Source organism: Variovorax sp. LjRoot84, assembly GCF_964254305.1.
Classification (GTDB): Bacteria; Pseudomonadota; Gammaproteobacteria; order Burkholderiales; family Burkholderiaceae_C; genus Variovorax.
The window spans coordinates 3679677-3697669 of the sequence record NZ_CAXUTE020000001.1 but is presented as its reverse complement, the minus strand read 5'-3'; the positions used below and the strand labels follow the sequence as shown (position 1 = coordinate 3697669).

Annotated in this window: 11 protein-coding genes; all 11 read left to right on the top strand. The window is 68.9% G+C overall.

Annotation, left to right across the window (positions count from 1 at the left end):
* The first annotated feature begins 1 nt into the window (after position 1).
* The 11 genes from ACSQ9I_RS18365 to ACSQ9I_RS18315 all read left to right on the top strand — a co-directional run bounded on the left by ACSQ9I_RS18365 (position 2) and on the right by ACSQ9I_RS18315 (position 17989).
* Complete coding sequence (locus ACSQ9I_RS18365; protein ID WP_436314022.1) at positions 2-283, top strand: PAAR domain-containing protein; 282 nt, start codon at positions 2-4, stop codon at positions 281-283.
* A 4-nt stretch (positions 284-287) separates the two neighbouring features.
* Positions 288-701, top strand: a complete 414-nt coding sequence (locus ACSQ9I_RS18360; RefSeq protein WP_436314021.1) for a GPW/gp25 family protein — start codon at positions 288-290, stop codon at positions 699-701.
* Complete coding sequence (locus ACSQ9I_RS18355) at positions 698-4174, top strand: putative baseplate assembly protein (RefSeq protein WP_436314020.1); 3477 nt, start codon at positions 698-700, stop codon at positions 4172-4174. The genes ACSQ9I_RS18360 and ACSQ9I_RS18355 overlap by 4 nt, the downstream gene beginning before the upstream one ends.
* A 4-nt stretch (positions 4175-4178) precedes the next feature.
* Positions 4179-6314: a putative baseplate assembly protein gene (locus ACSQ9I_RS18350; RefSeq protein WP_436314019.1), complete on the top strand. Its 2136-nt coding sequence runs from the start codon at positions 4179-4181 to the stop codon at positions 6312-6314.
* Positions 6315-6316: 2 nt separating this feature from the next.
* Positions 6317-9139, top strand: a complete 2823-nt coding sequence (locus ACSQ9I_RS18345; RefSeq protein ID WP_436314018.1) for a hypothetical protein — start codon at positions 6317-6319, stop codon at positions 9137-9139.
* Positions 9140-9143: 4 nt separating this feature from the next.
* Complete coding sequence (locus ACSQ9I_RS18340) at positions 9144-10133, top strand: hypothetical protein (RefSeq protein WP_436314017.1); 990 nt, start codon at positions 9144-9146, stop codon at positions 10131-10133.
* 6 nt (positions 10134-10139) lie between these two features.
* Positions 10140-12284: a phage tail protein gene (locus ACSQ9I_RS18335; RefSeq protein ID WP_436314016.1), complete on the top strand. Its 2145-nt coding sequence runs from the start codon at positions 10140-10142 to the stop codon at positions 12282-12284.
* A 22-nt stretch (positions 12285-12306) separates the two neighbouring features.
* Entirely contained in the window at positions 12307-13077 is a 771-nt protein-coding gene (locus ACSQ9I_RS18330; RefSeq protein WP_436314015.1) for a hypothetical protein, read from the top strand.
* A gap of 11 nt (positions 13078-13088) precedes the next feature.
* Positions 13089-13949 carry a hypothetical protein gene (locus ACSQ9I_RS18325; protein ID WP_436314014.1) on the top strand — a complete coding sequence of 287 codons (861 nt, stop codon included), beginning with the start codon at positions 13089-13091 and terminating at the stop codon, positions 13947-13949.
* 114 nt (positions 13950-14063) lie between these two features.
* Positions 14064-15824, top strand: coding sequence for an eCIS core domain-containing protein (locus ACSQ9I_RS18320; RefSeq protein WP_436314013.1), 1761 nt, complete (start codon positions 14064-14066; stop codon positions 15822-15824).
* A 59-nt stretch (positions 15825-15883) separates the two neighbouring features.
* A complete protein-coding gene (locus tag ACSQ9I_RS18315; protein ID WP_436314012.1) occupies positions 15884-17989 on the top strand; it encodes an eCIS core domain-containing protein in 2106 nt (701 codons plus the stop codon).
* The last annotated feature ends 4 nt before the right edge of the window (positions 17990-17993 follow it).

The window sequence follows — 17993 nt, the reverse complement described above, 5'->3', positions numbered from 1 at the left end:
CATGCCCCCCGCAGCCAGAGTCGGCGACCCCACGGCCCATCCGGGCGTGATCACCGGGCCGGGTGTGGCCACGGTGCTCATCGGCGGCATGCCGGCGGCCGTGATGGGCGACATGCATGCCTGCTCGATGCCGCCGGTCGCGGGTCCGCATCCGCCGACGCCCATCGCCAAGGGCAGCATGACCGTGCTCATCGGCGGGCGGCCCGCGGCCCGCGTCGGCGACATGAGTGGCTGCGGCGCGCCCATCGTCATGGGCATGCCCCTGGTCGAGATCGGAGGCTAGGCGCATGAACGCATCCGGAATCTCTCCACCCTTCCTCGGCAGGGGCTGGGCGTTCCCGGTCGTCATCGAAGCCGGGCTCACCGCCACCGCGGCCTACGACAAGGATGTGGAGCAGGCCATCCTGATCATCATGGGCACCGATCCCGGCGAGCGCGTGATGCGGCCGGACTTCGGCGCGGGGCTCCGGGCCTTCGTCTTCGAGCCGCTGAACCCGGCCACGATGGAAGCGCTGCGCCGGCGCGTGAATGAGGCCCTGGTGGACTGGGAGCCACGCATCGACGTGGAGAAGGTCAGCGCCAGCGCAGCGGCGGGAGGCGAGGGCAAGGTGCTCATCGAGGTCAGCTACCGCGTGCGCGCCACCAACTCGCACCACAACCTCGTGTATCCCTTCTACCTCGAGGAAGGATCGGCGCGGTGAACACGAAGCCTTCCATCGAGCTCGATCGCCGCGACGCGCAAGCGCTGCTCGCGGCGATCCTCGCGCGCCGCGCGGGCTACACGCCCGAGTGGCTGGCGTCGGACAAGACGGCCGGCCGCGCGCTGGCGGCGATCGCGGCGCGCTACCTGGAGGCCCTGGCGCAGCGGCTGGGGCAGGTGCCCGAGAAATTGAAGATGGCCTTCCTCGATATCGCCGGGCTGAGCCTCATCGCTGCGCAGGCGGCGCGCGCGCCGGTCGTGTTCCGGCTCGGCGACCAGGCCGCGGGCGGTTCGGCGCCGGCCCGCACGCCGGTAGGCGCGGCACCGCCGGCGGGCAGCAGCGAGCAGATCCTCTTCGAGACCGAGCGCGCCCTCGGCGTCACCGCGGGCAGGATCGCGCAGATCGTGAGCCTCTGGCCGGGCCGCGACGAGTACATCGATCACAGCGCGGCGTTCGAGGCGGGCGCGCCCGTCGAGCCCTTCGCGGCCCGGTTGCGCCAGCCGGTCCCGCACCATCTGCTGCTCTCTCACCCGGTGCTGCTCGCGTTGTCCGGCAAGGTGCAGCTCGCGGTCGAGTTCGAACTGCAGCACGGCGCTGCCGAGCACCTCGACCTGGTCTGGGAATACTGGGACGGCGAAACCTGGCGCGGTTTCATCGCCAGCAGCAAGGAATGCGGCGGCAAGCAGGCCGAGGACCTCGACAGCACCGACGGCCTTACGCAAAGCGGCAGCTACCTGCTGGAAGCCGACTGCGCGGCGGCGGCCAGGATCAAGGTCAACGAAGTCGAGGGCTACTGGCTGCGCGCACGGCTCACCGAGCCGCTTCTGTCCGATCCGGACCAGACGCTGCCGGAGGTCGACACGATCCGCCTGTCGAGCACGGTGAACGGGGCGCTGCGTGGAAGGATCGCCGTTGCCGAGCCTGCCAGCCCGCCGTCGGTCTCGACGGGAGCCGGCACCGTGTTCCTGGCCGCGAGTTCGATCTCGGCGGCGCCGGCCTCGGCCCCGCCCGATTTGCGCGGCACGGTCACCAACGATGCGGGGCAGCCGGTCGAAGGCGCCGTGGTGCAACTGACCGACACCGCCGACCCGACCCGGCCGGCGTACAGCTCGCAGCCCACCACGGACAAGGGCATCTACGAGATCCCCAACGTCAACTTCAGCCGGCCCTATCTCTTCGAGGTCGCTTTCGCGGACATTCGATTCTCCGGGCCCGAGGAGACGCGCCGGCCCAAGGAACAGGCCTCGGCAGCCAAACCGGTGGTGAACCTCAGCCTGTCGATCGAAGGTCTCGCGCCCGACAAGGCCTTCGCCGACGCCACGGCGCTGGATCCCAGCAAGCCCTTCTATCCGCTCGGCCAGCAGCAGCAGCCCGGCTCCACCTTCTATTTCACCAACGCCGAAGCATTCACCAAGCCGCTCGCGAAGGTGCGCATCTACCTGGCGCGCACGCTGTCGCCGCAGGACGCAGGCGCCGTGTCCGGCGCCGAGACGCTGGACCATCAGGTCGATTGGGATTACTGGAACGGCCGGCTGTGGGCGCCGCTCGAGGTGAGTTCGAACTTCGTCGGCTCGCAGCTCGACCTGAACCGCACCGAGGTCATCGACTTCACCGTGCCGATCGACATGGAGCCGGTCAAGGTCAACGACAAGGAAGAACGCTGGGTGCGCGTGCGCCTGCAAAGCGGCTCCTACGGCTTCAAGCAGACCATCGCTTTCAAGACCGACGCGCCGCCGCCGGCCGGCCCCAACAGCACCTTCACCTACGTGGCCGCGCAGCCGCCGGTGCTCGCCGCCTTTGCCATCGGCTATACGTGGCAGCACGGCCCCTTCCATGCCGAGCGCGTGTTCGCCTACAACGACTTCGCCTATCGGGAGCGGACCTCGGAGGCGATGTGGCCGGGGACGACCTTTGCGCCGTTCGAACGCGTCGCGGACCTGACGCCCACGCTGTACCTGGGATTCGACAAGAAGCCGCCCGCGGATCAGCTCGGCCTGTTCTTCGACGTGGTGGAGGCGCCCGGCAGCGCCGCGGGCCCGGCACTGGTCTGGGAATACTGGGGCGAGGGTTCGCAGTGGCGCCGCACGCCCGTGGACGACGAGACCGGCTACCTGCGGCGACCCGGCATCGTGAACCTTCTCGCGCAATCGGACGACGCCGAATTGGCGCGCTTCGGCCGCGCGCTCCATTGGCTGCGCGCCCGCCTGAAGGAAGACGGCCCGCCCGGCGAACCGGTCTTCACCGGCCTGCACGTCAACGCCGTGTGGGCATCGGAGCGCCACACGATGCGCGACCTGCCGGTGGGCACGAGCAACGGCACCCCCAGCCAGGTCTTCTCGCTGACGCAGACGCCCATCCTCGCGGGCGAGCGCATCGAGGTGCGCGAGCTCGGCGGCGCCCGCGCCAATGTCGAATGGCGCATCCTGGCGATGGAGCTCTGGGGCGGCGACAGCACGGTGCTGGCCGAGCTGGAGCAGAGGCTCGCGCGCGAGAGCCAGGATACCGAGGTGTCGCTCGGCCCGCTCCGGCTGCGGCGCAACCGGCAGAAGCAGGTGATCGAGGCCTGGGTGCTGTGGGAGCGCCGCGAGCAGCTGTTCTTCTCCGGCCCTTCGGATCGCCACTACGCGCTCGACGGCAGCGTCGGGCGCCTGCACTTCGGCGACGGCGAGAACGGCCGCGTGCCGCCCGCCGGCGCGGCCATCCTGGTGCGCGAGATGAGCGTGGGCGGCGGCTCCAAGGGCAACGTCGAAGCGCGCAAGATCACGCAGCTGCTGGGCGTGGTGCCGGGTATCCAGGAGGTCTTCAATCCCCGCGCCGCGGAGGGCGGTGCCGATGGCGAGCCGGGCTCGGCGGTGCTCGAACGGGGCCCTCGCACCGTGCGCCACCGCGGCCGCGCGCTGGCGCCGGCCGACTATGAAGCGCTCGCTGCCGAAGCCTCGCCCGCGGTGAAGGTCGTGCGCGCGATCCCGGGCCGCTGTGCCTCCGGCCAGACGCTGCCCGGCTGGGTCACCGTGCTGATCGTGCCCTACAGCAAGGACCCGCGGCCCTATCCGTCCTTCGGCCTGCGCGAGCAGGTGCGCAAGTTCATCGAGCAGCGTGCGCCGGCGGATATCGCGGCGCTGCACCGCATCCATGTGACGGGCCCGACCTACCTCGCCGTCGGCGTCTCGGCCCGCATCGCGCCCACCGATCCCAGTCGGGCCGGCGCGGTCGAGAAGGCGGTGCGCGCGGCGCTCGAACTCTTTCTGCATCCGCTCTTCGGCGGGCCGGGCGGGGCAGGATGGGAGCTGGGCCGCGACGTGTTCATGTCGGACATCGCCGCCGAACTGGAGCGCACGCCGGGCGTCGACTACATCGAGGAACTGGCGCTCGTGATCGATGGCGTGCCGCAAGGCGAATCGGTGCGCGTGGCCGACGATGAAGTGGTCGCCGCCGGAACGATCCTGCTGCGGCTCAACGAGGCGGAGCGATAGCGCCATGTCCATCTCGCTGCCCAACCTCGACGATCGCCGCTGGTCCGACCTGGTGGAGCAGGGCCGCGCGCTCATCCCGTTGCATGCGCCCGAATGGACGGACCACAACGCCTCCGACCCCGGCATCACGCTGATGGAGCTGTTCGCCTGGGTGACCGAGACGGACGTCTTCCGGCTCAACCGCCTGACCGACCGGCAGAAGCGCCGCCTGCTCCAGTTGATGGACATCCGGCCGAAGCCACCGCGGCCCGCCACGGTGGTGGTCGCATTGCAGATCGCCACGGGCACGAGCCCGGTGGCGCTTCCCGCATCGCTGGAGTTTGCCGGCGCGAGGCTCGACGGCACGGCCGCTGTCCTGACGTCGACGGCCGCGATCGACGTAGGGCCGGCCGCCCTGCGCGCCATCCAGCGCAAGGACGCCGACGGCTTCCAGAACATCACGGCAGCATGGACGCGGCGTGAAGCGATCGCGCTGTTCGGCGAAGACCCGCGACCCGGCGCCGAGATCTACCTGGGCTTCGACCAGCCGCTGCCCGTCGGCGCGTGGGCGCAGCTCTACTTCTTCGTCGGCGGCACGCTGGCGAGTTCCGAAGAGCGCCGGCGCATTCAAGCCGACACGAACGCCGCCGGGATGCTTCGCCATCACAGCGCGCGCACCGTGTGGGAATACCTCGCCGATGTCGGCGGGTCCGCGCGATGGCTGCCGCTCGAATCGCGGGACGACACGCGCACGTTCACCCTCAGCGGCGCGGTGCGCGTCAGCCCGGCGAAGCCGATGAAGGCCATGGCCGTGGGCGCGGTGAGCGAAGCGCTCTGCTACCTGCGCTGCCGCTTCACGCAGGGCGCCTTCGACGAAGCGCCGCGCGCCGGGCGCGTGCTGGCCAACGCGGTTGAGCTGGTGCAGTCGGTGCCGGTCTGGCAGTCGTGGACCATCGCGCGCGGCGCCGTGGTCTCGGGCCCGGTCACCCCCGGGCAGGAGACCGGCCTGCGGTTGAAGATGCAGGGCGGCGAGCTCTCCGAGCTCTCGGTCGACGACGACCCCGACGCGCCGCGCTTCATGGTGCTGGGCTATGTCGCGCCCACTGCCGGCGCCTCCGGGCTGCTGACCGTGCAGGCCATGCTGGCCGGCACGGGCAGTGCCGAGCCCGGCCAGGTGATCACGCTCGGCCGACGACCGCTGCTGGAATCGACACTGCGCCTTTTCAGCCTCGAAGGCACGCGCTGGCGGTCGTGGCGGCAGGTCGACGATCTGGCCGCGTCCAAACGTGCGGACGCGCATTTCCTGCTCGATCCGACAAGCGGCGACATCAGCTTCGGAGATGGTGAGAAAGGCCGGGTCGTGCCCGCCGGTTGCCTGCTCTTCGCCTTCTACGAAGCGATGCAGCCGGCCCCGGCGATGGTGCGTGTGTCCGGCATCGCCGACACGCCGCGCAACCGCGTGCTGCTGGCCGACCCCGGCGTGATCGGGCGCATCACCGCGAGCCCGCCGATCGAGCTGGCAGCCGGCGAGGCGGCCGAAACGCTGAGCCATGCGATCGGCCGCGGGATCGAGTCGCGCGAGGCGCGCCTGCGTGCGGTGACCGTGGAGGATTTCGAAGCCCTGGCCCGCGCGACGCCGGGCATGCGGGTCGCGCGCGCCATCGCGCGGCCGAACCTGTACCCCGGCCTCCAGTGCGTGAGCGCACCGGGCGTGGTGACCGTCATCGTGCTGCCCTCGCTGCCCGCGTCGCGGCCCTCGCCGAGCACGGGACTGATCGGCGCCGTCAGCACGCGGCTGGAGCGGCGCCGCATGATCGGCACGCGCGTTGTGGTCAGCGCACCGCGCTACCTCGAAGTGGCCGTGCGCGCGCGGCTGAGGGCGTTCGACGGCAAGGACAAGGCGCGCCTGGCCCGGCAGGTGGCCGCGGCGATCGACGCATTCTTCCATCCGCTGACCGGCGGCCCGGACAAGACCGGCTGGCCGCTGGGCCGCGACGTCTACCGCGCGGAGCTGATGCAGGTCATCGACGAGACGCCCGGCGTGGACCACGTGCTGTCGCTGGAGCTGATGGCGCAGGGCTGCGAGCCCACCTGCGGCAACCTCTGCTTGCAACCCACCTGGCTGGTGGCCGCGGGCAGCCACGAGATCGAGGTGCAATGACCATGTCGACGCCTTACCGCATCGAGTTCGAGCGGCTGCGCTATTGGCAGGGGCAGACGCTTCGCGCCGCCGACGATCGCGACCAGCGCCGCTTCGATGCGCTGCGGCGCCGGTTGCACAACCGCGCGCTCCATTCGACGGAGGGCGTGAGCTTCGGCCTCGGCGTGACCACGGTCAGCGACGACTTGGCGATCTACGAGGTCGCCTGCGGCATGGCCTACGACTGCCGCGGGCGCGAGCTGCTGCTGCAGCGCCCGCGCCGGATCACCGTGCCGATGGAGGCCGGCTGGCTGCTGCTGCGTCCAAGGAAGATTGCGAAGGGTTCTTCCGATTCTTCTTCCTGCTGCACGAGCTCCGACCCCGCCTGCGTCCCCGAGGAAGCGCTGCTGCTCGATGCGGACTTCGAGCTGGCCTGGGTCAAGGGTGTCTTCGAGCCGGTGGAAGGCGTGGCATTGGCGAAGCTGAATGCCGAAGGCGCATTGGACCCGGACTTCCGCTCCCGGCAGGCGAGGCCCCTCGCCAAGCCCCGGCTGGCCCGCGGCGAGACGGTGCGCGGCGACACGCCGTGGGAGCCCTGGACCATCCAGGAGCCCGACGGCAAGGGTGGATTCCGCAACAAGGTGGTCGGCGTGCAGACCCGCATCGACACCTCGGCCGCCGGCTTCACGCGCACGCCTTGCTATATCGCCACGATCCAGAGCCAGGCGTGGGATCTTGCCAAGGCCGAGTTCGCGCCGGCCTTCTTCCCTCATGTCGCCGATGCCACCGTGGACGGGTTCACCTTCCGGCTCCTGATGACGGAGATCGCGCGGCGGCGCTACAGCGCCTGGTTCGATTCTTCGCGCGCGGCCGCGACGACGCGCGGCATCGGCGATCGATTGCAGGTCGAGGTGGGCGCGACCGCGGCTTTCAGGAAGGGCGACATGGTCGCGCAACTGCGCCCGCGGGCGGATTCGGTGGTGCGTGTGCTGGAGAGTTCGGCGAGCAAGCTGTCGCTGGAGGCGCCGCTGGAGGGCGCCGGGCCGGGGAGCGAACTGGCGGTGGGCAATCTGCCGCGCGTCGCCGCCGTGGTGGAGGTGCAGCCCGCAGACCCCGCCGTGCTCGCAACGTTCACCGTCGCGCCGCCCGTGAAGAAGGGCGATGTCCTGCTGCGCACGGCGGACGGCAAGCTCGCCGTCATCGATCGCGTCGCGCAGGGCAAGCTCACGGTGGGCGAGCCCTTCGACGACTGGAAGACCACGGACGCGCTCACGGCTGCGCGCATGGCCGCATCGGTGGAGGTGAAGAGCGCAGCGTTGTCCGCGGACGGTTCGAAGATGTCGATCGAACTGAAGCCCGCGAGCCATGCCGTCGCGGTCGGCATGACCCTTGTCCTGCTCGATGCGCAGAAGCTTCCCTTCGCGACCATCGCGAAGGTGACGAGCCGCAGCGGCGCCGTCATCGAGGCCGAGCCGCTGCTGCCGGCGGGGGAGCTCGCCGCGCTCAAGCGCGTCGCGCCCGCGGAAGCGTCCATCACGGTCCAGAGCCTGGAGCCCGCAAGCCGAAGCGTCATCAAGGTGCAGACCGTCGGCCCCTTTGACGTCGGCGATTTCGTGTCCGTCGTCGGCCGGCCCGGGCAGATCGCTCTCGTTGAAAAGATCAACGCCGGCAAGAAGCAGCTCGAGCTGGGGTCGACGCTCGACAAGGTCCAGGTCGGCGAGCAGGTGGTGGCGGCGAACTGGCGCTGCGCGACCACGGTCAGCGGCGTGGATGTCCCGGCGACGACCCGCGTCGTCGTCGGTCGCGCAAACGCGGCGGTGCCGGGGTCCTTCGTGGTGCTGCGCATCGGGGACGAGTTCTCCGCGCCGGTGCCGGTCACGAATGTGCAGGGTGCCACGCTGACGCTGGCCACGCCCTTCGCCGAACTGAAACGGCTCGACACCCTCGCCATCGGCGTGTTCCCCGGCATCGCCACGGTGGTCGCGCAGGACGCGCAGGAAGAACGGATCGTGGTCGCGGAGCCGGGTCGCCTCGCTCCCGGGGACAGCGTCGTGCTGCTGCCGGTCGATGGCACGGCGGCCGCGCGATCGGTGGTGCAGGTCGTCGCGGCCAGCGGCACGCAGATCGTTCTCAGCGAATCGCCCGGACCCCTGAGCCCGGGGCAGCAACTCGCTTGCGTGCACTGGCGCGATCGCGTATTGCTGACGGCCGTCGGCAGCATCGACCCGACCGAGATCGAAGTGGACGGCGAGCTCGAGTTTCGCGACAACGACGTCGTCGGCATGCTGACCCATTACGCCGACAACTCGAACCCCGGCCTGGTCGAAACAGTCGCAGGCAACATCCTGACCCTCGCGCTGCCCGGCATCGAGCACGGCGACGGCATCGTGAACGAAGGCTGGATCGACGGCGGCATCGTCGGCCCCGCGGCCGTGAGCTACCTGTCGGGGGCGCAGCAGTCCTTTCCCTCGCAGCTGCAGCCCTTCGTCCGCATGGAGACGAGCGACGGCCTCGAACGCCCGGCGCCTTCGGTGGCCTATGGCCTCGACCTGCTGAGCGGGCGCTTCGTGTCGAGCAGCGTGTTCCCCATCCTGATCGAAGCCGCGAGCGGACGGGTCGGGCTGTTGCGCCTGGATGCGAACGCGGCCTTTCGCTTCCGGCCCGAAACGCTGTCGCTGATCACGAGCTTCAACACCGAGTTTCCACGCGCCTTCGCGACCTTCGCGCAGAAGCAGAAGCTCTCTGTGCGCTGGACCGGCTGCGTGCAGGAATTCACGCCGGCCTTCGGTTGCCCCGGGCGGCAGCCTGCCGAACCCTGCGGGCAGGACAACTCTTCGGAGGACTGAAACCATGTCGATCATCGGTGACACCCGTTTCGTCGAGCGCAACCAGTTCTTCAACGGCCAGCGCCTGTTCGCCTCGGATCTGCAAGGGGTCGAGGAACTCAACCGCCAGATGCGCTGGCTCCACAACCAGAGCCTGCACCAGCCGGGCATCGGTGCCGGCTTCGCCACCAGCGGCAACAAGGGCGACCGCCAGGTGGTCATCCAGCCGGGCTATGCCATCGATGCCGAAGGACGCGAGATCGTGCTGACCGAAACCGCGATCGAGCCCGTGCCGCCGGTCGCGGGCGATGATTTCGGCGGGCCGGTGTTCTTCGACCTGACCGTGTCCTATCCCGACGAGCGCGCGCTCAATGCAGCCGAGACGCGCGATGGCGTGTGCGGCGCGGCGAGGGGCGCCATCCGCCTGCGCGAGGCGCCGGTGTTCTGCTGGGTGCGCCTGGGCGCGCCGCCGGACCGGCTGCCCACCGACAAGACGCTCCGCGATGCGGTGGTCAAGGGCCTGCAGTTGCGCCTGGCGCGCGCACAGGTGCTCAACTGCAAGCTGGACCTGCCGCTGTCGCTCGCGCAGCGGCGCAACGCCAAGCCGGCGGAGCAGCCCTATGTCGCCTGCGGCAACGCGACCCAGCTCGAATGGAAACTGCCGAACGGGCCGACCTCGCTGGGGGTCGGGCTGCAGCTCACGGCCAGCATCGACGCCACGGCCGCCGGCTTCCGCACGCCGCCGTGCTATTCGGCGCAACTGCTGGGCAGCCGGGAATTCACCTTCCGGGTGAAGAACCGGGACGTCAAGCGCGTGCTCGACGGCTTCGTCATCCTGCTGGCGGCGAACAAGTCCGGCTTCGATTTCTCGCTGCTCGTTCCGGATTCGCTGCTTTCGAAGGTGCCGGAAGACCCCTCGGATCCGAATCCGCAGACGGACCCGAATTTCGAGAAGCAGTTGGTCGATCAGACCAACACCAATTGGACGGTCGACTGGATCGGCGTGGAAGGTTGAGACGCCATGACGCAAGACACGCGGCCCTACCGTCACCTGAACGACGACGGCGCATGGCCGGGCTTTGGCTGGGCCGGGCTCGAACTGGGCGCCGACGGCGCGCTGCGCCTGATGCCCGTGCCGCGGCTCGATGGCGTCCTGCCGCCGCAGCTGGAGCGGCTTGCATCGGTGCAGCTGCCCGGCGGCGTCGCCATCGACGAGGAGGGCAGCATCTACTTCTCCGACCCGTCGCATGCGGTCATCCGCCGCATCGACGGCTGCTTCGATCAGGTCGAGGCGGCGGCCTGCATCGGCGGAAAGGGCTCGGGCGCGACGCAGATGTGCGAGCCGGCGGCCTTGGGGGTAGCCAGCCATCGGCGCGCGCTCTACGTGGCGGATGTCGGCAACCATCGCGTGCAGGTCTTCGACCTGGGCACGATGGCGCTGATCGAGATCCTGGACGGGTTCAAGCGGCCCGTGTCGATCGCCCTGGACGAGGACGGCAATCTCTACGTCGTCGATACCGAAGTAAAGCGCGTCGACCAGTTCAGCATCGCGGGTGACCCGGTTCCCGCGTTCTGGGAGATGGCGCAGGCCAGCGGCCGGGTCACCGACCCGCTCGCGGTGGCTTGCGAACGACAAGGGGAGGAGGATCTCGTCTACCTGCTGGATGGGCAGACGCACAACATCTGCGTCTTCTCTGCAGCCGGCTTGATCGAGGAAGCCGAAACAGCGATCAGCGGGGCCAGCGTATTCACGGTGGTTGATGGCGTTCTCTACGTGGGCGATCCGGAGCGCCGCCGCATCACCGTGCTGCGGCGGGACCGTGCAGGCGCCTACAAGTTCGCGGGCCACGCGGCCGGCTACGAAGGACCGGTGGCCGCGCTTGCGCCCGATCGCGCGGGCGGCCTGTTGGTGTCGCCCGGCTGCTGCATCGCGCCGCTGCGCCTGCGCATCGACCAGAGCTTCAGGCCGGAAGGCTGGCTCTGGAGCGGCGCGATCACGGTCGATGCGGTCAAGCATTTCTGGAACCGCCTGCATGCGGACATCGCGCTGCCGGCGGACGCCCATGTGCAGTTCTTCGTCCATGCGGGAGCGGCGAACGCACCGCCGCCTTCGCCCGCAGCCGATGGCCATTTCGCCGCGCCGTGGCGCGCCGTGGGCGACGACGTGAGCGACTTCTTCCTGAGCTTCGGAGACACGCGCCAGGAGGCGCTGTGGATCGGCGCGCGTTTCGCCAACGACAGTCATGCGACGCCTGTCCTGTCGCAGGCGCGGCTCGACTTCGACCAGGCCAGCTACCTGCCTCAGTTGCCCGAGATCTATCGCGAGAAGGACTGGGCCGCCAATGCACCGACGCTGCTGAAGGCCGACAACAGCAACTTCCTGCTGCGCTACGTCAGCCTCTTCGAAAGCTTCTTCGACGAATTCGAGACGCGCATCCAGGACCTGCCGGCGCTGCTGGACCCTGCCGCGGCGCCGGGCGATGCGCTGCCCTGGCTCGCGAGCTTCCTCGCGCTCCCGCTGCCCGAAGTCCAGAACGACGACGCGCAGCGCGAGGCCATCGCCGGCGCCTACGCGCGCTATGCGCGGCGCGGCACCGTGGAGGGGCTGCGCGAGGCGCTGCGCGCCGAGGCCGGCGTGCGCGCGTGGATCGACGAGCCCCTGCAGGCCATGGGCTGGTGGTCGATGCCCGCGCTCTCGACCAGCTGCAAGCCCGGCGAGGCCGGAACCTGGGTCGACGGCGGCGATTCGATCCTCGGCTTCAACACCGTGCTGGCGGCGGCGGAGCCGCAGGGCGCGGTGGTCGGCACCACCGCGACGCTGGACGGCTCCCAGCTGATCGCGCAAGAGGATTTCGGCACGCCGCTCTTCGACGCCGCGGCCTACCGCTTCGTCGTGCGGCTCTATGCCCGCGAGCTGGCGTGCGCCGGCAAGCTGGAGCAGGTGAGGGCGATCGTCGAGCGCGAGAAGCCGGCGCACACGCTGTACGAGCTGTGCGTCATCGACGTCGGCATCCGCATCGGCTGGCAGGCCAGGCTGGGCATCGACACGCTGCTGGGCGGTGGCCCCGCGCCGGGCCCGTTGGGCGAATCCGCGCTGGTGCTGGACGGCCAGCCCCGCGCGAAGCTGGGCATCGACAGCCGGCTGGGAACGGGTACGCAGCTGTAGTTTCTTGATCAAGGAGAAAGCAATGGACGACGACTATGCAGCAGCGGACGCGGTGAGAAGCTTCTCGCGCCCGCGCTACTTCCATGGCCAGCTGCTCGATGTTCGGCATTTCGAGTCCGAGCAGGCCTACTTCAAACGCAAGCAATGGATGCTCAACCGCCTGATCTCCGGCTTCGGCGTGGTCTGCGGCCTGGACGTGCAGGTCGGCGACGACGATCACAGCGTCGTCGTGCTGCCGGGGGTGGCGCTCGACAAGCGCGGCCGCGAGATCGTCGTGCCTTCGCGGTCGAAGGAGATTCCGATCGAGCCGAAGCCAGTGGATGAGGGCAACAACGGCAGCAATGGCAAGAAGAACGACGGCTGCGACGACGACTGGGTGCACCTCGTCATCTGCTACGACGAATGCAAGACCGATCCGGAGCCGGTTTTGTCCGGCGGCTGCGAGGGGCCGGAGCGCTGCTCGCCGGGCGCCATCCGCGAGGGCTACGAGCTTCGCCTGGAGCCAGGCAAAGCGCCCGACATCCCGGTCGATTCGAGCATTCCCGACCTGATCAAGGGCAACAACGTGGACTACCGCGCGCTGGCGCGGTGGGTGAGCGCGCCCTGCGGTCGGCGCTCCGGCAGCGCGTGCATCACGCTGGCCAACATCCGCCTGCCTTCGGGCGACGGGACGGTCGAGCTCTCGCACATCGACATATCGGTGCGCCCGATTGTCTACAGCCTCGACCTGCTGTGGGAGCTCGTGCTCTCGCTGAGTCATGAAACGCAGAACCGGCGCACCGGCAAGCACTGAGGGGAACGACCATGGCAAAGATGACCGAAAGCACCTGCGGCTGCGGATCGACGGCCGCATCCGATGCCGCGACCGGCAAAGGGTCGATCGAACGGCCGCGCTTCTTCGCGCGGCAACTGGTGACCTCCGAGGACCTGACGCTGGGCCAGGACTACTTCCGCCACAAGATGCGGCGCATCAACCGCTACCTCCACGGCTGGGGCGTGGTCTGCGGCACGCGCGTGGTCGAAGCGAAGAAGCCCTGGAAGGTGATCGTCCAGCCGGGCTACATCCTCGGTCCTTACGGCGACGAGATCGTGATCGAGCGCGAGATCTGCTTCGACGTGCGCACGCGCTGCGTGGAGGTCGACAGCATCGATGCCTGCGACGAGATCGTCGATCCGCTGTGCTCCGACCGTACGCTGGATGCGCGAGAGGCGAACACGCCGTGGTACATCGCGGTGCGCTACAAGGAGATGCCTTCGCGCCCCGTGCGCGTGCAGCCCGTGGGATGCGGCTGCGACGATACGAGCTGCGAGTACTCGCGCTGGCGCGACGGCTACGAGATCTGCGTGCTCGACCACTGCCCGGATTCGCATGCCGAGCCGCCCGTTCTCGACAAGCTCACGAAGCCGAGCGGCATTCCGGACTGCATTCCCTGTCCGACCGATCCCTGGGTGGTGCTGGCGGAGGTGACGACCGACGCCAAGGGCGTGGTCTCGAAGATCGACAACTGCAAGTGCCGGCGCATGCTGCTGTCGTTGGCGCCGTACTGGTGGAAATGCAATGAGCCGCCGATCGTGGTGGCGCCGCCTGCGCCTGCGCCGGCGCCGGCACCCGTACCTGCTCCCGCGCCAACCGGCGGCGGCGGGACGCGGCCGCCGATCGGGTAGAGCAATGCCGCAGCGGGTGCACTGGTGAGCAGGTCGAGCAGTTCCACCAGCCAGGCCGCGAGCGCGCAGCGCGGGCAGTCTTCCGGGGCCGCGCTGCCCGGGGCTCGCGCAAGCTTGTTCAAGGAGTCGATCGGTCCAGCGAACGATGCTTTCGAGCGCGAGGCGGACCGGATCGCGGATGCGGTGATGCAAGGCGACGCGTGGTCGGGCGGCCAGCCGCGGTGGTCCGCCGCATCCACGTCGAACGGAACGATTCAGCGCAAGTGCGCAGAGTGCGAGGAAGAAGAGGAGGAGAAGATACGGCGTGCGCCAAGGGAGTCGGCTACGGAATCCGTGGCGCAAACGCAGGAGGCCGGTCTGCCTTCCGGGCCGACTGCCGTGGTGGCCGATACCCCCGCGAGTCCCTCGGAGGCGCGCGCCGAGCCCGCAATGCATCTGCTGACCGACGATGATGCCGAAGTGAGCCGCGGCCAGATGCGAAAGAGCGAGTTCCTGACCGCGCTTCGCGCAGATGTCTGCGCGGCGGTCGATGATGCATTGAGCGGCACAGGGAGAGATTCGCAGGGCTGCCCCTGGATCGATCATTGGTTGGGCTACTACGGGGCTCGCAGTTCCGTCGAGGTCGAGCGTGCGTTGCAGCGGTACGCCCCTGAAGCCCGCGGGGTGACCAGTGCTCAGCATTACATCCGGATCGTGACGGCACGTGTTCGACGCAGCGCGGAGGTATGGGCACGGACTGGCGAGATCACAGGGGTTCCGGAAGACGTTCCCGCAAGCGAGTCGCCAGGAGGGGCTGTACTCAACGCGTTCGGGGGGATGTTCTTCAAGGCTCGACCTGGCGGGGCGCGCCGCGAAGACCCGGGGTCGGTGCGTCAACGACTTGGCAGCGGGCAAGCGCTGCCCGGCGATCTGAGGACGCGCATGGAATCCGCATTTGCCGTGAACTTCGGCAGCGTCAGACTCCATACGGACGCCAAGGGCGCGCAACTGTCGGATCAACTCAACGCGCGGGCCTTCACAGTAGGCCCGCACATCGCGTTTGGTGCGGGCGAGTTCCGTCCGGGAAGCATCGCTGGAGACGCTTTGATCGCACATGAACTGGCGCATGTCGTGCAGCAAGGCGGCGCTGAGTCGCAGACCATGATGGCCAAGGCACCCGAGAGCACAGGACGTCTGGAAATGGAAGCAGATCGCTCGGCAATCGGCGTGGTTGCTTCCCTTTGGGGCGGAGTCAAGGGAGGCATTGCCGATTTGAGACCGGGCCTCAAGTCCGGTCTCCAGCTGTCGCGATGCTCAAAAAACGAATCCAAGGAGACATTGCAGGTGAGCATCAAGCCGATTCGAGTGGCGGAGGACGACGGTTCAGCCCCGACGAGCGTGCCGTCGTTGGCGTCGGCGAAACGTGTCTGGAGCAAATGCTGCATCAATGTGGTGGGCGATGCCCCGGTGACGGTGAGCAAGAGTGCCTATAAGGAGATCGACGATGCAGGTTCCGGCGCGCCCCTGACTGCCGAGGAAAGCGCGCTCTTTGCGGACGCGGGTATCGCTGGCGGCGTGCAACTGGCGATCGTCGACACGATTCGGCGAGGAGCCAATGCCGGCAAGATGGTTGCTGGAGGTGGCACCACAAAAGACTTTGGGCTTGCAAGCGCGAAGATCATCCTGGTGGATGGCAGTGACCCCACCATCGTGGGTCACGAACTTGGGCATGCAATGGGTATCGGAACCCATGGGCCAGCGGGCACCGTCATGCAGCCCAGTGGCGCGTATAACAAAGCTGTCGATGAGGCGGTGAACGCTGACATTTGCAAGACCGCCCGGGAATACGTCGGTGCCGCAAAGACGGGCAAGAAGGAGTGCGCACTTGACCTGTAGCCAGACGGAGTGAACAAGAGCACCTGTTCGAAACAAATCCAATCCGCGCGGAAACTGCGATGAGCAACTCATCGAAACCCATGGGCACGCGACGACGCAGGGGCGGCGAGGAGCTGCCTCGTGCGTCCCCTTTCAGCTCTGAACTGGGCAGTCGCGCAGGGGCAGGGTCTTTCAAGGAGCCGATCGGACCCGCTGGTGATGCGTTCGAGCGGGAAGCGGACCGCATCGCTGACGTGGTGGCGCAAGGCGGGCCGGCGCGCGCGGGTCGCCTGGGCTGGTCGGCTGCGGCTGCACCGGAGGAAGTGATCCAGCGGGCAGCCAAGGAGTCGGCCCCGCAACCGACGGCCGAAGCCGCGCCCGCGTCACCCGCGGCTTCGACGAAGCCGGCCGCCCAGACCGGCCCGACTCTGCTGACGGAAGACGATGCCGAAGCGACCGGCGGCCAGATGCGCAAGAGCGAGTTCCTGGCCGCGCTGCGGGTGGACATCTGCGCCGCCGTCGACGGCGCGCTCGCCGGCACCGGACGCGACTCGCAGGGCTGCCCGTGGATCGACCATTGGCTGGACTATTACCGCGAGCGCAGCGCGAGCCAGGTCGAACTCGCGATTCAGCGCTACGCACCCGAAGCACGCGGCGCCACCAGCACCGATGTCTACATCCGGTCGGTCGCAGCCAGGGTGCAGCGCAGCGCCACGATATGGGCGAAGACAGGCGAGATCACCGGCGTGCCGGAGGACATGCCCGGCGGCGCGATGCTGGGCGGCGGGCTGTTGGGCAGTTTCGGCGGAATGTTCTTCAAGGCCCGGCCCGGCGGGCCGCGCCCGGCGCAGCAGGCGGGCTCCGTGCGCGAGCAAATGGGCGAAGGGCAAGCGCTGCCCGCGCAGTTGCGAAGCCGCATGGAGCCGGTCTTCGGCACCAGCTTCTCGGGCGTGCGCCTGCACGCGGATGCCGAGGGCGCGCGCCTTTCCGACGAGCTGAACGCGCGCGCCTTCACGCTCGGGCGGCACGTGGCTTTCGGCCCGGGCGAGTTTCGCCCGGGCACGCCGGCGGGAGACGCGCTCATCGCGCACGAGCTGGCGCACGTGGTTCAGCAAGGCGGCGCCGAAGCGGCCGACCCGGTGGCCAAGTCGCCCGACGGCGCGGGACGCCTGGAGGCGGACGCCGATCGCTCGGCCGTCGCGGCGGTGTCCTCGCTCTGGAGCGGCGCGAAGGCATCGATGGGCAGCGTGCGCGTCCATGCCGCGCCCCGCATCCGCACCGGCCTGCGGCTGAGCCGCTGCGGCAAGTCGGAGCGGCAGAAGGAAGTTGAGCGCCTGGGCGGATTGCAGTACGACTTCCTGGAGCAGCAGCGCAAGGAGGTGGAAGACAAGAAGCGCAAGGAGGCGGAGGAGGCCGCGAAGAAGTCCGGACTGCCGCCGCCGGTCACGCCGCCCACGGTGACCGTGGACGACATCATCAAGCAGGAGACGAAGGCCGCCGATCCGCCGAAGCCGGCCGACGCATGGACCAAGCTCGATGCGAAGACCCAGGAGGACTGGAAGAAGCGCGCAGCGGCTGCCTGGACCAAGGTGGTCGCCAGCGTGGCGGGCACGGAGCTGGAGAAGGTGGTCAAGGGGAAGAGCTTGAACTTCGTTCCCAAGGAAGCGCTGGAGCAGGACTACTTCGGCGCCCAGCTCGGCAACAAGCTGAACGTCGGGATGATGTGGGTGGATCTCGCCGAGAAGGATCCCAAGAACGTCTGGCCCAACGTCGCGCATGAACTGGGCGGCCACTTCGAATATGGCAAGGCGTACGCGACCGAGATCATGATGGAGGCGCTGGAGAAGCTGCCCGAGGCCGAGCGCGAGAAATGGAAGACGGACCCCACGCTCAGACAGAAGTTCTTCATGGTCTACGAGTACGCCGAGACGGAGATCTTCGCGGAGCTGCGGGAGCGGCGCTACAGCAAGCCCGAGACCGGGACCGCGCCGCCCAATCCCACCGACCAGCCGGACGTGGACGTGCCCCGCCAGCTCGGTGAACTGAAGAAGAACCTGCATCCCGAGGTGGCCAGGGCGGTGGTCGCGGAATTGAAGCGAAGGGTGGACGCATCGCCCAACATCCTCGAGCGCGACAAGAAGTTCTTCGCCGAACAGGTCAAGCTCGTCTTCGGCGCGAGTCCGTAGGAAA

What these genes read in the sequence shown, in the direction of transcription:
- ACSQ9I_RS18360 (WP_436314021.1), top strand. Translation starts at nt 288, where the DNA reads ATGAACGCATCCGGAATCTCTCCACCCTTCCTCGGCAGGGGCTGGGCG.
- ACSQ9I_RS18315 (WP_436314012.1), top strand. Translation starts at nt 15,884, where the DNA reads ATGAGCAACTCATCGAAACCCATGGGCACGCGACGACGCAGGGGCGGC.
- ACSQ9I_RS18330 (WP_436314015.1), top strand. Translation starts at nt 12,307, where the DNA reads ATGGACGACGACTATGCAGCAGCGGACGCGGTGAGAAGCTTCTCGCGC.
- ACSQ9I_RS18335 (WP_436314016.1), top strand. Translation starts at nt 10,140, where the DNA reads ATGACGCAAGACACGCGGCCCTACCGTCACCTGAACGACGACGGCGCA.
- ACSQ9I_RS18365 (WP_436314022.1), top strand. Translation starts at nt 2, where the DNA reads ATGCCCCCCGCAGCCAGAGTCGGCGACCCCACGGCCCATCCGGGCGTG.
- ACSQ9I_RS18325 (WP_436314014.1), top strand. Translation starts at nt 13,089, where the DNA reads ATGGCAAAGATGACCGAAAGCACCTGCGGCTGCGGATCGACGGCCGCA.
- ACSQ9I_RS18345 (WP_436314018.1), top strand. Translation starts at nt 6,317, where the DNA reads ATGTCGACGCCTTACCGCATCGAGTTCGAGCGGCTGCGCTATTGGCAG.
- ACSQ9I_RS18340 (WP_436314017.1), top strand. Translation starts at nt 9,144, where the DNA reads ATGTCGATCATCGGTGACACCCGTTTCGTCGAGCGCAACCAGTTCTTC.
- ACSQ9I_RS18350 (WP_436314019.1), top strand. Translation starts at nt 4,179, where the DNA reads ATGTCCATCTCGCTGCCCAACCTCGACGATCGCCGCTGGTCCGACCTG.